Raw genomic sequence first — 14,348 nt, 5'->3', positions numbered from 1 at the left:
TCGCGACCGAACGATGAGCAAGGACACCATAGAAGTCCGGGGTGCCGAGGAACACAACCTCAAGGACCTCGACGTCTCGATCCCTCGCGAGGAGTTTACCGTCGTCACCGGCCTCTCGGGATCGGGCAAGTCCTCACTCGCGTTCGAGACGGTCTACGCCGAGGGCCAGCGCCGATATATCGAGAGCCTCTCGGCGTACGCTCGGAACTTCCTGGGCCAGATGGACAAGCCCCAGGTCGAGACCGTCGAAGGGCTCTCGCCGGCAATCTCGATCGACCAGAAGAACGCCGCGAACAACCCCCGATCGACCGTCGGGACCGTCACTGAACTCCACGACTACCTGCGATTGCTCTACGCCCGCGTCGGCACGCCACACTGTCCCGACTGTGGCCGCGAGGTCGGCGAGCAGAGCGCTCAAAATATGGTCGAGCGCATCCTCGAGCTCCCCGAAGGGACCAAGGCCAAACTCGCGGCACCGGTCGTCCGCGACCAGAAGGGCGCGTTCGAGGACCTCTTCGAGGAACTCGTCTCGGAGGGGTACGCCCGCGTCGAGATCGACGGCGAGGAGCACGACCTCACGCTGGACGACCCCGATCTGGACGAGAACTTCGACCACACGATCGACGTGATCGTCGACCGCGTGAAGGTCAGCGTCGAGGACCGTCCGCGGATCGTCGACAGCGTCGAGACGGCACTCGAGGAGGCCGACGGCGTCCTCAAGGTCATTCTCCCCGACCCGCCCGAGGAGGCGGCGGCAGACCTCGGCGACGAGGCCCGTCGAACGGGTGCGCTCGGCGACGAAGTCGAGGACGACGACCGCTTCGTCGTCGAATTCTCGAAGGACCTCGCCTGCACCCACTGCGGGATCGACGTGCCGGAGATCGAGACCCGCTCCTTTTCCTTTAACTCGCCCCACGGTGCCTGTCCCGAGTGTGAAGGCCTAGGCGAGACCAAGGAAGTCGACGAGGATCTCGTCGTTCAAGACGAGTCCAAGCCACTCAAACACGTCTTCGAGGCCTGGAGCTACAACCGCTCGTACTACCAGACGCGACTGGACGCCGTCGCCGAGCACTTCGGCGTTTCGCTCGAGACGCCGTTCGAAGACGTAGACGAGGAGATCCAACGGGCGTTTCTCTACGGCACGGACGGAGAGGTGGTGTTCAAGCGGAGCACCAAGAACGGCACTCGGCGGAAAAAGAAGCGCTTCGAGGGGATCATTCCCAACCTTGAGCGCCGATACATCGAGACCGATTCGGACTCGACTCGCGAACATATCGAGGACTACATGTCGGTCACGGAGTGTCCGGCCTGCGACGGCACCCGTCTCAAGCCCGCGAGCCGGGCCGTGCTGGTCGACGAGACCGCGATCACCGAGATCAACGCGATGAGCATCGGCGACGCCCTCGAACACTTCGAGTCGATGGAGGCAGACTTGACCGAGCGCGAGAAGGTCATCGCCGAGGAGATCTTAAAAGAGATCCGCGCGCGACTCGGCTTCATGACCGAGGTCGGCCTCGAGTATCTCACCCTCGACCGCGAGGCCTCGACGCTGTCAGGCGGCGAGAGCCAGCGCATCCGGCTCGCGACCCAGATCGGCTCCGGCCTCGTCGGCGTGCTGTACGTGCTCGACGAGCCCTCGATCGGGCTCCACCAGCGGGACAACGATCGGCTGCTAGACACGCTCTGTGAACTGCGCGATCTGGGTAACACCTTGCTCGTCGTCGAACACGACGAGGAGACGATGCGCCGGGCGGACAACGTCATCGACATGGGGCCCGGTCCGGGCAAGCGCGGCGGCGAGGTCGTCGTCAACGGCTCCGTCGAGGAGCTCAAGGCGACGGAGGCGTCCGTGACTGGCGACTACCTCTCCGGCCGCAGACAGATCCCGGTTCCCGACGAGCGCCGCGACCCCGAGGGCGCACTGACGATCCGCGGGGCGCGCCAGCACAACCTCGACGACCTCGACGTCGACATCCCGCTTGGCTGCTTTACCGCGATTACCGGCGTCTCCGGCTCCGGAAAATCCACGCTGATGCACGAGGTGCTCTACAAGGGCCTCGCGCGCGAAATGAACGATAACACGAGCGTGATCCCGGGCGACCACGACGCCCTCGAGGGGCTCGAGGAGATCGAGACCGTCCGGCTAATCGACCAGTCGCCGATCGGTCGCACGCCGCGGTCGAACCCCGCGACGTACACCAACGTCTTCGACTACGTCCGCGAGCTGTTCGCCCAGACGAAGCTCTCGAAACAGCGGGGCTACGAGAAGGGGCGATTCTCCTTTAACGTCAAAGGTGGCCGCTGCGAGGAGTGTGGCGGGCAGGGCACCGTCAAAATCGAGATGAACTTCCTCTCGGACGTCTACGTCCCCTGCGAGGAGTGTGGCGGCGCACGCTACAACGACGCCACGCTCGACGTGACCTACAAAGGAAAAACGATCGCCGACGTCCTCGAGATGAGCGTCGAGGAAGCCTACGAATTCTTCGAGTCCTCGAGCCAGATTCGCCGCCGGCTCAAGCTGCTGAAAGACGTCGGGCTCGACTATATGAAGCTCGGCCAGCCCTCGACGACGCTCTCGGGCGGGGAGGCCCAGCGGATCAAGCTCGCCGAGGAGTTGGGGAAGAAGGACTCCGGCGAGACGCTTTACCTGCTCGACGAGCCCACAACCGGGCTCCACAGCGAGGACGAGCGAAAGCTCATCGACGTGCTCCACCGGCTGACCGACAACGGCAACACCGTGGTCGTCATCGAACACGAACTCGACCTCGTGAAAAACGCCGACCGCGTCATCGACCTCGGCCCCGAAGGTGGCGAGAACGGCGGCGAAATCGTCGCTACCGGCACACCGGAGGACGTGGCCCGCCTCGAGGACTCTCACACCGGTCGCTACCTGCGGGATCTGCTGCCGAAGATCGATCTCGAGGGACCGCGTGGCGAGCGCGTCGAGCCCGTGAGCGCGCCGATGGACGACGACTGAACGGCGATCGAGCGCTCATTGTGACTCGACCGAGACGGGTCACGTGACGGCGATCGGAAACGTCGTTCGACCGGGAACACACCCAAGGAAGTGTGTGACTAAGTAGCATGTATGTCCGACGAACTGAACGCGTCCGAAGAGCCGGTCAAGGAGGAGCCGACGGATTCGTTCGACCTCGAGCGTCCCGAACGGGTCGAGATCGGGGTCACGCGCGGCGAGACGGGTCTCGAGATGGGGCCGCCGCGGGACTACCCAGATAGAGCCGAGCTATCGGTCCGCCCGGAGTCGGACGAGGGCCACTGCGTGATCGTGAGCGTCGACGCGATGGCGGGCGATCACGCGACGGGCCACGCCGACGCGGCGTTGACGCCCGCGGAAGCGCGGGCGTTGCGGGACCAACTCGACGAGACGGTCCGCTGGATGACCGAAGACGACATCGGCGGTCGCGGGGATGGCGATCGCGCTACCGAGGACCCCTGACAGCCCGATCGCGGATCGCAACGCGACCGCCGGCGAGTCGGCGGTCGACGCGACTAGTCGTCGGGACTTGGCGACTGTACGCGTGAGAGATAGCCCGCCAGATCCGAGGTCGTCACCATCCCGATGACGCCCTCGTCCTCGTCGACGACGGGGATGTGATGGAAATCGTGTTCGACCATCACGTCAGCGGCGTCGCGAACGCTGTCCTGTGCCGAGGCCGTGACGACGTCCGTACTCATATACGTCGACACCGGCGTCTGATCTTTCGGCCGGCGCTCTGCAACGATTTGGACGAAGTCCGTCGTCGTCAAAATCCCCTCGAGCCGGTTGTCGTCGTCGACGACGACCGCTGAACCGACCCCGTTGTCGAGCATTAGCTGAGCGGTCTCCTCGACGAGCGTGTCCGGCGTTACCGTGTGCAACGACGTGGACATGACTCGAGCGACAAAGATATCTTCCATACACTGTGATATTCGGTAACCACCATAAGGGTTAGTGGGCTCAGACCGACGACGGCGAACCTCGATCTACGGGCGACTCGCCTGGGTCGGACACCGTCGCGACCGCTCTGAATCGGCGACGCTGCCGGAGACAGAGCGATACGGGACGACGTTGGAACCGATCCGCTAGGTGTGAACGCAAATATTGCGTGTCTGTATTCTATATTGAGTATCAGTGCTCTGCTACTAACTAGTACAGATACGATAACTGAAAGAACTGGTCGAGTGAGTGGGAGCTGTAGTTCGAAATCGATCGTGTCGACATATCTGTCGTTTTAGGGCATAGTATCGGTGATCTCCGACCAGACTATAATGGTGGCTACACATAGGCAGTAACGCGTTTGCTTCCCAGCCTCCTGAACGAAATATAAGCAGTACGTCCTCTTGAGGTGCTCTATCCCTGTTTTCCTCGGCTATCGTTCTGTTTAGACAGCGTGTATCGACTTATAGAGGTGTCCGAAAACATAGTATGTCGAAGCTTTATCAGTCATCCACTCTCTCGCTGGACGGACATGCGACGAACGCGCAACGGTCGTCGCGAATAAAGAACGGCCTACGAGTGGGTGAGGTTCAACTCGAGTTCGTTGACGACGCTTTGGACCGTGTCCGGAATCTCCGTTTTGAACCGGTCGCCGCGCATCCGGTGGCTCGGACCGGCAACGGCGAACGCGCCGAAAACATCGTCGTCGGGACCCATGAGCGGGACGGCGACGGCGTGGAGTCCTTGCGTGCTCTCGTCGATATTGAACGCGTATCCCCGCTCGCGGATCGTCTCGAGTTCCTCGAAGAGGTCCGCTTCGGAGGTGATCGTCTCGTCGGTTGCGGCCGGCAGCCCGTGTCGAGCGATGATCTCGCGGACTCGTTCGTCGGGCGTGTTCGCCAGGATCGCCTTCCCACCGGCGACCTGGTGCATATGGAAGCGTTTCCCGATCCGCGCTCGGCTGAAGACGCCTTTCTGGCCCGCCTTTCGCTCGAGGATGACGGATCGGCCCCGCTGTTCGACGGAGAACTGGACGGTCTCACCGGTGAGATCCGCCAATTCGCGGATCTTCGGCTCGATGTACTGTAGGCCGTCGATCTGGCGGAGCGCGTAGCCGCCGACGTCGAGAAACCGGAGTCCGATCCGATACTCGTCGCCCGCCTTGACGACGTAATCGTGTTTGAGAAGCGTGATGAGGTGTTTGTGAATCGTCCCCTTCGACTTCCCGATCGCCTCGGCCAGTTCCGACACTCTGGCCCCGTCCCGGGCCTGCAGTTCGTCGACGATCTCGAGTGAGGTTTCGACGCTCTTGATCGTCGGAGATCGCGGCTCCAAATCGCCGTTTCCGGCGTCGTTTCGGGACATCCATCCCGTCTAAGAGCCACCTCGTAAAAAAGTTCACGCACGGAAACGCGACGACGGCTGCGTTTCGCTATTCGATAGGGCCGTCGATCGCTCCGAATGCTCGGTCGGCGGGGCTGAGAAAGTGGCGGTAAAGAGATGGGCTTATACGAGTGCTCGCTGTGGACGCTGGTATATCCGATGTCACACGTGACGACGATGGCGTCCGCGATTAGCGACGCCGTTAACGACGGTGATAGCCTGTATCTCGCAGGGTTTACACACCTGATACCGTTCGCCGCGGGACACGAAATCATCCGCGCCGGATACGGCGATCTCGAACTCATCCGCGCGACCCCCGATCTGGTGTACGATCAGCTGATCGCCGCGGGCTGCGTCTCGAAAGTGACGTTCTCGTGGGCCGGTAACCCCGGCGTCGGCAGCCTCCGGGCGTTCCGGCGGGCGGTCGAGGAGGGCGTCCCGAACCCGATCGAGACGGAAGAGTACACCCACTACGGAATGGTCGCGGCGCTACACGCCGGGGCGGCAAACCTGCCGTTCATGCCGGTGCGGACGTTCGCCGGCTCGGACCTCGTCGATCACAACGACGCGATCCGGACCGTCTCGAGTCCGTACGGCGACGACGAGATCCCGGTCGTGCCGCCGATCGAGCCCGACGTGGCGATCGTCTCGGCACAGCGCAGCGACGAGGACGGGAACGCCCACCTCTGGGGCATCCCGGGTGAGCAAAAAGAGGCCGCGTTAGCGGCCGACACCGTTATCTGTTGCGTCGAGGAGCTCTGTTCGGCCGAGACGATCCGCAGCGACCCGAACCGGACGCTGTTCACCGCCGACGCGGTCGATTACGTCGTCGAGGTGCCCTACGGCGCGCACCCGTCGTACGCCCAGGGCTACTACGACCGGGACAACGAGGCCTACCTCGAGTGGGAGGAGGTGTCGAAGAACCACGAGGACGTGCAGGCGTGGCTCGACGAGTGGGTCTACGGCGTCGAGAATCGACGCGAGTACAGCGAGAAGCTCGGTGCGAAGCGGCTGCTCGATCTCGAGGTCGACTCGCGGTACGCGACGGCGATCGATATGGGTGATTACTGATGGCGTACACGGACACGGAGCTCATGGTAACGGCGGCGGCAGAACAGCTCGAGAACGACGATTCGGTGCTGGTCGGCATCGGCGTCCCGAATCTGGCCTGTAACCTCGCAAAGCGAAACCACGCGCCGGACCTCGAGATGATCTACGAGTCGGGGACGATCGGCTCGAACCCGAGTTCGCTCCCGCTGTCGGTCGGCGACCCGGTGCTCGCCTCGGGCGCGGTCGGCGTCGAATCGATGCTCAACGGCTTCTCGTACTACCTGCAAGGCGGGCGGGTCGACGTCGGCTTCCTCGGCGGCGCGCAAGTCGACAGGTACGGCAACATCAACTCCACCGTGATCGGCGATTACGACGATCCTGCGGTGCGGCTGCCCGGCAGCGGCGGGGCCTGCGAGATCGCCAGCAACGCCCACCGGACGATCATCATGTCGCCGCTCGAGCGGCGGCGGTTCCCCGAAGCAGTCGACTTCGTCACGAGCCCGGGCTACATCGACGCCGAGACCGACCGGGCCGACCTCGGGCTGCGCGGCGGGCCGGACGCGGTCATCACCGACAAGGCGATCATGGGGTTTGACGATGACGGCGAAATGGTCGTCGAGCGCCTTCACCCGGGCGTCACCGAAGACGACGTGCAGGCGGCGACCGGCTGGGACATCCAGTTCGCCGACGAACTCGAGCGCACGCGGGAGCCGACCGACGACGAACTGCGGTTGATCCGCGAAGAGCTCGATCCCGACGGCGTCTACCTCGACTGAGCGGTTCGATCAGAACTGCGACGCGACCGACTATCCTCTCGCTGACGGCTCGACGGACGGTCCGCGCTGCCGGTGTTAGGCGTCGACCGCTGTAGCGGTCGAATCGGTGAGAACGCGTCCGGCCAGCGAGAGCCACGCCCCGAACGTCAGTACTGTACGTTCGTCGGCAGAAGAACCGAAGACCGGGCGAACGGCCGGTCGATCGCAAACAGTGTCGCGAACCGGTCAGGTCAGTCGCTGGCGGCGACACTGACGCCGGTATCGCGCATCACCTGCGTCTGGAGTGCGACGAACAGCATCGCGGCCGCCACGGCTCCGACGCGGGGCAGCAGCGACGGCCAGACCATCGCGGCGACGCCGAGTGCGACGTACATCGTGCGGACGCCGTAGCTCAGCGGCGACGGAATCCCAAACGGCCGCGGCGCGCAGTTGAGGCCGTGAGTGATCGCGACCGCACCGAGCAGGACGATCAGGCCCGAGCCGGCCGTCATCAGATCGAAGCCACCCGTCACGATTTCAGGGTTGTAGATGAACGTAAACGGGAGGACGAACAGCGGCAGGCCGAGTTTCAGCGCCTCGAGGGCGGTTTTCCAGAAGTTCGACTCGGCGATACCGGTCGTGACGACGACCGCGATGGCGATCGGCGGCGTGATCCCCGAGAGAATCGCCGCGTAGAACACGAAGAAGTGCGCGGCGAGGGGATCGAGGGCGAATTCGCCGGTCAGCGTCGGCGCGATCAACAGGGCGACGATCGTATACGCCGCCACGGTCGGCATCCCCAGGCCCAGCACGAGACAGACGACCATCGAGAGAAGGGCCGTGAACAGCAAGACGCCGCCGGCGACGCCGACGATCGCGAGCGAAAGCTTGCCGGGGAGACCGGTGGCGTTCAGCAGGTCGACGATCCCGTTGACCGCCGCGATGATGATCGCGATCGGCGCGATAGCGACGGCTCCGAACGTGAACCCGGAGACGGTGTTGTTTGCGGCGTCGCGAACCGTTCCGAGCGGATCCGCGTCACCGTCGACGACGCTCAGGATGATTGGGGTTCCCGCGCCGGTCAGGACCATCGCCGCACAGGTGTACAGCGCGGAGGTGACGACTGTCCACTGGGCGATTCCCAGCGTGTACAGTAACACGGCGAAGGGCACGCCGAAGCGGATCGCCTCGATAATCGGGTGATACCCTTCCTCGAGATCGTCGATGCGCTGCTCGAGGTCGATACCGCCCTCGGGGAGTTGTTTGATCGACATGTAGTGGACGCCGATGGCCACGGAGATGTAGAACACCAGTGCGGGGATGATCCCGGCGATGAGGACGTCGACGTACCCGATCCCCGGAATGAGCGAAGCCATGACGAACGCGGCCGCGCCCATCACCGGCGGCATGATCTGCCCACCGGAGGAAGCGACTGCTTCGATCCCGCCGGCGGAATCCGCTTTCATCCCGCTTTCTTTCATCAACGGAATCGTAAACGAGCCCGTCATCGCCGCGTTTGCCGTCTGGGCCCCGTTTATCGATCCCACGATTAGACTCGAGATCACCGCCGACTGGGCGACCCCCGACCGGAGGTACTTCGCCGTCCGGAACGACAGCCGCATGATCAGGTCGAACGCGCCGTAGCCCTGCATCAGCCCCGCGTAGAGCAAGAACAACGCGACCTTGACGGCGACGACCTGCGTAATCGAGCCGAAGAAGCCGTCGAACTCCATCGTCAGAACGTTGATGATCTGTTCGATGGCGATCCCTCCATGCCCTAACAGCCCGGAGATGAGATTTCCGAAGTAGGCATAGAGGACGGCGGCGACCACGACGCCGGCGAAGGCGGCTCCGAACGCCCGGTAGGTCAGATAGAGGACGACGAGCGCGAACAGACCGCCGATGGCGTACTCGTAGCCTAACGCGTACCCGATCCGCGTCGTCTCGAGCACCTCGTAGTGCAACCAGACGTAGCTCGGGACGGCGACACCGATGATCGCACACGCCCATAACCCGAGGCGCTCGAGGCGGTCGGATCCGTCGAGGTCGCGGAGTTCGTCGAGAACGTAGATGAGAACGCCGCCGGCGAGGAAGACGGCACCGTATTTCGCCCGCGGTACCTCTTGATTGAGCCCATACAGCAGGACTCGCGCCCAGAAAAGCAGGGCCACAACCGTGACGAGATTGTTCAGCAGGTGCTCCCGTCGGAGATCCAACGGTGACCAGACGGGCGGTTCGCTCTGGGTCTCGCTCATGGCGGTTTATTCGCTGGTCTCGCCGCGGGTGTACGCGCTCATGTCGACGCCTTGCTCCTTGAGGAAGTCGTACGGCCCCGGATGGACCGGGATATCCTCGAGATAGAGGCTAGCCATGGTTTCGGGCTTGCTGTGATCGAGGTACGCCGGCTGACCCTCCTGAATCGACGCGGTGTGTTCGTTGCTGATCTTCGCGAGTTCGTAGCCGACGTCGCGGGAGACGCCACTGTCGAGCCAGAACTGGAAGTCCGCGCCGTAGACGTCCATCTTATCGGCGTCGAAGCTCTGCTGTTGCCACCCGTAGACGTCGAGTTCACTGTGGCTCGTCCCGCGGGTGTTGTTCGACGCCTCCGTGAAGCCGTCGGTGAATTCAACGAGTTGGAGGTCGGCGCGAGCATCGACTTCGGTCGCCCAGCCGGCGAGATTCTTGAAGCCGGCACCGTAGGCGATGAGGGCGTCGATGTTGCCTTGCTCGATGAGTCCGGCCACGTCGCCCGTGTCTGCGTCGACGATCGAGTCGGAGTCCTCGAGTTCGCTCCAGAGGCCGGCGTTCGAGAAGACGGTCTCGGCCTGCTGGCGCAGTCCCCACGACGGCGGTAGCGGCCAGAAGTTGCTCCCGACGAGGTCGTCGGTCGTCTGGATACCGGACCCCGTGACGGAAAGTACGTGCATGTGCAGCGAACTGATGGAGAACAGCTGGTTCGGGAGCGTGTCCAGCGGTCGTTGTGCGAACGGCGGCTTGTCCTCCTGGGCCGAAGCGACGATGAAGTTCCCCGCGCTCAGCGCCTGAAGGTTGCCCTGTGCGAGTTGGCGCAGACTCGGCGGATCGCCGCCGGTCTCCTGGTTCTGCCACCGAATCTCGCCGGCTGGCTCGGTGTCGCCCGACTGATTCCTGACGACTCGCTGGAAGGAGTTACTCGCCGCACCAGTCGTCGTGCTCGCACTCGGAATGCCGACGCTCAGCGACGACGCACCACCGCTTCCGCCGCCGAGACAGCCGGCCAGCGCTAGCGCACCTGCACCACTCGCTACTTTCAGAATATCTCGCCGTCTGGTGGAAGTCATACACCCTATCGGGGGTATCTATCCTAATTAAACCTTTGGGAATGGGACAGAGACGCATAGCTACTGGAACATGTACACTGTATGTCCATTTTTGGCGAGGGAAAGGAGGATGCTGTTCAACAACGTCAGTCGGCGGACATCAATCTCGGTGAGCGGAACGTATAAATCGGGGTGCACCTAGCACCGAGATATGCGGCCTCTAGAGGACGTAACCGTTATCGATGCGACACAGGCGCTCGTCGGTCCGATGGCAACGCAGACGTTCGGTGACCTCGGAGCGGACGTGATCAAGATCGAACGGCCAGGACACGGCGATCTCACTCGCGCGTACAGCCCCGAATACGAGGGATTGTCGGCGTACTTCGTGAGTCTCAATCGCAACAAGCGAAGTCTCACACTCGACCTGACGACCGAAGCGGGCCAAGCCGTCCTTCACGACCTGATCGAGGACGCCGACGTCTTCATGCAGAACTTCAGTCCCGGCAACGCCGAGGCGTTCAATGCGGATTACGAGACCCTCGCAGCGCTGAACGACGAACTGATCTACTGTGACGTCTCCGGCTACGGGTCTAACAGTCCGTACAGCGGGAAGAAGTCGTTCGACATTATCCTGCAGGGCGAAGCCGGAATGATGAGCATCACCGGCACCGAGGACCAGCCGGCTCGCGTCGGCATCTCCATCTGTGACGTCTCCGGTGCCATGACGGCGACCTACGCCATTCTGACCTCGCTCTACCACCGCCAGCAGACGGGCGAGGGACAGCACATCGAGCTCTCGCTGTTCGACACGAGCTTCCAGTGGCTGCTCTACCACGTGACCAACTACTTCGCATCCGGCGAGGTCCCACAGCGGATGGGAACGAAACACCCCAACCTCACACCGTATCAGGCGATCGAGACGGCCGACTCCCACATCGTCGTCGGCGTGATCAGCGAGGGGATCTGGCCCGACCTCTGTCACGCCCTCGACCGCGAAGAGTGGATCGATGACGAGCGATTCGCGACATTCACCGACCGCATCGAGAACCGGGCGGCACTCGACAGCCGTCTCGAGGCGATCTTCGCCGAACAGACGACCGAAGAGTGGGTCGAGCACCTCCGCGAGCACGACGTGCCCTGTACGCCCGTCAACGACGTCGAGGACGTGGTGAACGACCCGCACATCGACGCCCACGACATGATCGCCGAGATGGACCACCCCGAACACGGGACGGTCAAAGCCCCCGCGAACCCGGTTACGTTCTCCTCGCTCGAGACGACCCACGAACGCGCACCGCCGGATCTCGGCGAGCACTCGGCGGAGATCCTCGGCGATCTCGGCTACTCGCCGGAGGAGATCGCGACCCTCGAGTCCGAGGACGTGATCTGACGCTAGTGACGGAGTCGAGGCGCTCGAGCGCGGTCGCATGCGGTCGGCGATGCGTTATTCCGAGGTAACGTTTGGTCCTCGGCCGGGACCGTCTGTCCCGAAATGTGCGCCCAGACACTTGTGAACCCGATGTCGGTCTCAGCCAGTTGCTCGTCTTCTACGGGCCGTTTGTAGCACAACCGCCACGCGAGTGCGTTTCTCAATGCGAAACTCGAGGGTGACAACGGAGACCGAACGCCGAGAGCGAGGGGGAGACAACAACTATCACACATTCTTCTCGACCGCCGGACGTGCATCTAATGACCGAATCGGCTCGATTGATGTACCCTGATGGGTCGAACGAACAACGGAAAACAACGATACGTACGTTGTCAACGAGGACGGGAGAAGACAACTGACGTCTTCGGGAATCGGTCTCAAGCGGGGATATCGACGCGAGCGAGGCCGAAAGGTGATTACAAACATAAGATTGTAATCCTAGACCGAGCGGGGCTCCGCGGACAGGTCGGCATGCTCACGGAACGACGCCGAAAGCAGGACGTTTCGAGCAGAGAAATATCTGTTCTCCATCGATCACGCGGCTGATATCGGTCGCGTCCGTCACTGCTCGATCGGCGAAAACACGAGCGGCCGGGAAACGACGGTGGAAGCCGACAGTGCAAAAGTTGCTACCGTGAGTGACGGTAACAATCCAACGGTAGAATCGGACGGCGTCCGAACGAACGACCGAAGTCGTTTCGCGTGTCGAAACATGCCGTCACTCGGCGATCGGACGGGACGCTTCCGGTGGCGTCGAGTCTCGGCTCGAGGCCGATCGGAGGGGAGATCATAAATATCTGGTTTACGAGATGAGCGTATGGACGTGAGTCGAGCGGTCATCGAACGGCTGACAGCGAACGGGATCGATACGGTGTTCGGAATCCCCGGTAAGCAGACGCTGCCGCTGAACGAAACGATCGGAACGCGTGACGATATTCGATTCGTCGTAGCCCGACACGAGACCGCCGTTACCCACCAAGCGTGGGGATACGCGGAAACCAGCGGTCGCATCGCGGCCACGGCCGTTATTCCCGGACCGGGCGATATGAACGCCATGAACGGCCTGAAGAACGCGCTCAACGACTGTACGCCGATGGTCCACATCGCCGTCGAGACCGAACCCGAGATCCGCGGCGGCGACGGCATCCACGAGACGCCGCCGGACACCTACGACAACGTCGTCAAGGAAAACCTGTTAGTCGAACATCCAGAAAGCACGATCACCGTCCTCGAGGAGGCGATCGCGATCGCGGAGACGCCGCCGAAGGGGCCCGTCCGGGTCGGCATCCCGAAGAACTTCCTGGCGATGGACGTCCCGCTCGCGTCGCCGGCCGAGTACAGTCGGGAATCGGTATCAGGCGTCGCTGACCGGGATGTCGAGGCGGCCGCCGAATCACTGGCCGCGGCCGACGAGCCGGTGATCGTCGCCGGCGGCGGCGTCCGCTGGGCCGAGGCAAGCGACGACCTCCGACGGGTGGCCGACCGACTCGGCGCGCCCGTCATCACCACGTACAAGGGAAAGGGCGTCCTTCCCGACGGCCCCGACGGATACGTCGCCGGAACGCTGTCCGGCAGCGCCGCACCCAAGTTACTCGAGCTACTCACGACCGCCGACGCGGCGCTGGCCGTCGGGACGGACTTCGACGCCGTCGCGACCCGCGCGTGGGACGTCGACGTGCCCGAGACGCTCGTCCACGTGACGCTCGAGCCGAACGACCTCGGAACGGGCTACGAGCCGACCGTCGGGATCGTCGCCGACGCAGGCGCGGCGCTGTCGGCGCTCGAGGACGCGCTCGACGACCGTGGGGTCGCAGCCGACGACGCCGTCGAGCGCGCAGCGGCGGTTAGACGGGCTACCAGCGACCGGCTCGAGGACCTGCGCGGCTCGTCGCCGCCGCTCACGTCGGTCAGCGCGCTCGAGACCGCTCGCGACGCGATCCCCGACGACGCGATCGTCACGGCCGACGCCGGCGGCTCCCGCGTTTGGGGGCTGAACGTCTTCGAGGCCGCGGGGCCGCGGTCGTACGTCAATCCGGGTTCGTGGGCGACGATGGGAACCGGTCTGCCGTCGGGGATCGGCGCGCAACTCGCGAATCCCGATGACGACGTGGTCGTCCTGATCGGCGACGGCGGACTCATGATGTGCGTCCACGAGCTCCACACGGCCGTCTCCGAGGACCTGCCGCTGACCGTCGTCGTCTTCGTCAACGAAGACTACGCGATCATTAGCGACGACGCTGGCCGGAACTACGAGCTCTCGGACGGCGAGTACGAGTGGACAAACGCACCTATCGACTTTGCGAGCCTCGCGATGAGTCTCGGCATGCGGGCCGAACACGCCGAGACGCCGGCCGAACTCGAGTCGGCGCTTGCCTCCGCCATCGACGCGGACGAACCGGTGTTGCTCGAGGTACCGACGGATCCACGCGAGCCACAGGCGAGCGACTGGATGAGCGAATAGCGGCCGACGTCGGTGCGGTCGGCAGAGCGGGTTC

10 protein-coding genes are annotated in these 14,348 nt (G+C 63.5%); 6 read left to right on the top strand and 4 right to left on the bottom strand.

The annotated features are described in order from the left end of the window. The first annotated feature begins 13 nt into the window (after positions 1-13). Both uvrA and ACJ70B_RS12010 read left to right on the top strand, forming a co-directional pair. Positions 14-2,977 carry an excinuclease ABC subunit UvrA gene (gene uvrA, locus ACJ70B_RS12015; RefSeq protein WP_408957229.1) on the top strand — a complete coding sequence of 988 codons (2,964 nt, stop codon included), beginning with the start codon at positions 14-16 and terminating at the stop codon, positions 2,975-2,977. Positions 2,978-3,088: 111 nt separating this feature from the next. Then, a complete protein-coding gene (locus ACJ70B_RS12010; RefSeq protein ID WP_408957228.1) occupies positions 3,089-3,457 on the top strand; it encodes a hypothetical protein in 369 nt (122 codons plus the stop codon). A gap of 53 nt (positions 3,458-3,510) precedes the next feature. Here ACJ70B_RS12010 and ACJ70B_RS12005 read toward each other — a convergent pair whose 3' ends face one another. Together ACJ70B_RS12005 and ACJ70B_RS12000 are read right to left on the bottom strand one after the other, a co-directional pair. Next, positions 3,511-3,918, bottom strand: a complete 408-nt coding sequence (locus ACJ70B_RS12005) for a CBS domain-containing protein (protein ID WP_408957227.1) — start codon at positions 3,916-3,918, stop codon at positions 3,511-3,513. A gap of 592 nt (positions 3,919-4,510) precedes the next feature. Beyond that, positions 4,511-5,302 carry an IclR family transcriptional regulator gene (locus tag ACJ70B_RS12000; RefSeq protein ID WP_408957226.1) on the bottom strand — a complete coding sequence of 264 codons (792 nt, stop codon included), beginning with the start codon at positions 5,300-5,302 and terminating at the stop codon, positions 4,511-4,513. A 177-nt stretch (positions 5,303-5,479) separates the two neighbouring features. On the opposite strand from ACJ70B_RS12000, the gene ACJ70B_RS11995 reads away from it, so the two are divergent. Both ACJ70B_RS11995 and ACJ70B_RS11990 read left to right on the top strand, forming a co-directional pair. Further along, the gene (locus tag ACJ70B_RS11995; protein WP_408957225.1) at positions 5,480-6,391 is read left to right on the top strand and encodes a CoA transferase subunit A; all 912 of its coding nucleotides are present in this window, start codon (positions 5,480-5,482) and stop codon (positions 6,389-6,391) included. After that, complete coding sequence (locus ACJ70B_RS11990; protein WP_408957224.1) at positions 6,391-7,146, top strand: CoA-transferase subunit beta; 756 nt, start codon at positions 6,391-6,393, stop codon at positions 7,144-7,146. Before ACJ70B_RS11995 ends, ACJ70B_RS11990 begins: the two co-directional genes overlap by 1 nt. Positions 7,147-7,376: 230 nt before the next feature. Here the strand turns inward: ACJ70B_RS11990 and ACJ70B_RS11985 are convergent, their stop codons facing one another. Then, positions 7,377-9,380 carry a TRAP transporter permease gene (locus ACJ70B_RS11985; RefSeq protein ID WP_408957223.1) on the bottom strand — a complete coding sequence of 668 codons (2,004 nt, stop codon included), beginning with the start codon at positions 9,378-9,380 and terminating at the stop codon, positions 7,377-7,379. Positions 9,381-9,386: 6 nt separating this feature from the next. After that, complete coding sequence (locus tag ACJ70B_RS11980) at positions 9,387-10,445, bottom strand: TAXI family TRAP transporter solute-binding subunit (RefSeq protein ID WP_408957222.1); 1,059 nt, start codon at positions 10,443-10,445, stop codon at positions 9,387-9,389. A 190-nt stretch (positions 10,446-10,635) separates the two neighbouring features. Between ACJ70B_RS11980 and ACJ70B_RS11975 the strand changes: the two genes are divergently transcribed. After that, on the top strand, positions 10,636-11,814 hold the full coding sequence (locus tag ACJ70B_RS11975; protein ID WP_408957221.1) for a CaiB/BaiF CoA transferase family protein: 1,179 nt from the start codon (positions 10,636-10,638) through the stop codon (positions 11,812-11,814). Between the two features lie 856 nt (positions 11,815-12,670). Beyond that, positions 12,671-14,314 (top strand): thiamine pyrophosphate-binding protein, encoded by a 1,644-nt coding sequence (locus ACJ70B_RS11970; protein ID WP_408957220.1) that lies wholly within the window; start codon positions 12,671-12,673, stop codon positions 14,312-14,314. Positions 14,315-14,348 lie beyond the last annotated feature (34 nt).

The organism is Natrinema sp. 74 (genome assembly GCF_046097095.1).
Lineage (GTDB): Archaea > Halobacteriota > Halobacteria > Halobacteriales > Natrialbaceae > Natrinema.
The sequence above is the reverse complement of the archived record's forward strand: the minus strand, read 5'-3'. Positions and strand labels throughout refer to the sequence as shown.

Coding starts and splice junctions, on each gene's coding strand:
- uvrA (WP_408957229.1), top strand. CDS start 14: ATGAGCAAGGACACCATAGAAGTCCGGGGTGCCGAGGAACACAACCTC.
- ACJ70B_RS12010 (WP_408957228.1), top strand. CDS start 3,089: ATGTCCGACGAACTGAACGCGTCCGAAGAGCCGGTCAAGGAGGAGCCG.
- ACJ70B_RS12005 (WP_408957227.1), bottom strand. CDS start 3,918: ATGGAAGATATCTTTGTCGCTCGAGTCATGTCCACGTCGTTGCACACG.
- ACJ70B_RS12000 (WP_408957226.1), bottom strand. CDS start 5,302: ATGTCCCGAAACGACGCCGGAAACGGCGATTTGGAGCCGCGATCTCCG.
- ACJ70B_RS11995 (WP_408957225.1), top strand. CDS start 5,480: ATGTCACACGTGACGACGATGGCGTCCGCGATTAGCGACGCCGTTAAC.
- ACJ70B_RS11990 (WP_408957224.1), top strand. CDS start 6,391: ATGGCGTACACGGACACGGAGCTCATGGTAACGGCGGCGGCAGAACAG.
- ACJ70B_RS11985 (WP_408957223.1), bottom strand. CDS start 9,380: ATGAGCGAGACCCAGAGCGAACCGCCCGTCTGGTCACCGTTGGATCTC.
- ACJ70B_RS11980 (WP_408957222.1), bottom strand. CDS start 10,445: ATGACTTCCACCAGACGGCGAGATATTCTGAAAGTAGCGAGTGGTGCA.
- ACJ70B_RS11975 (WP_408957221.1), top strand. CDS start 10,636: ATGCGGCCTCTAGAGGACGTAACCGTTATCGATGCGACACAGGCGCTC.
- ACJ70B_RS11970 (WP_408957220.1), top strand. CDS start 12,671: ATGGACGTGAGTCGAGCGGTCATCGAACGGCTGACAGCGAACGGGATC.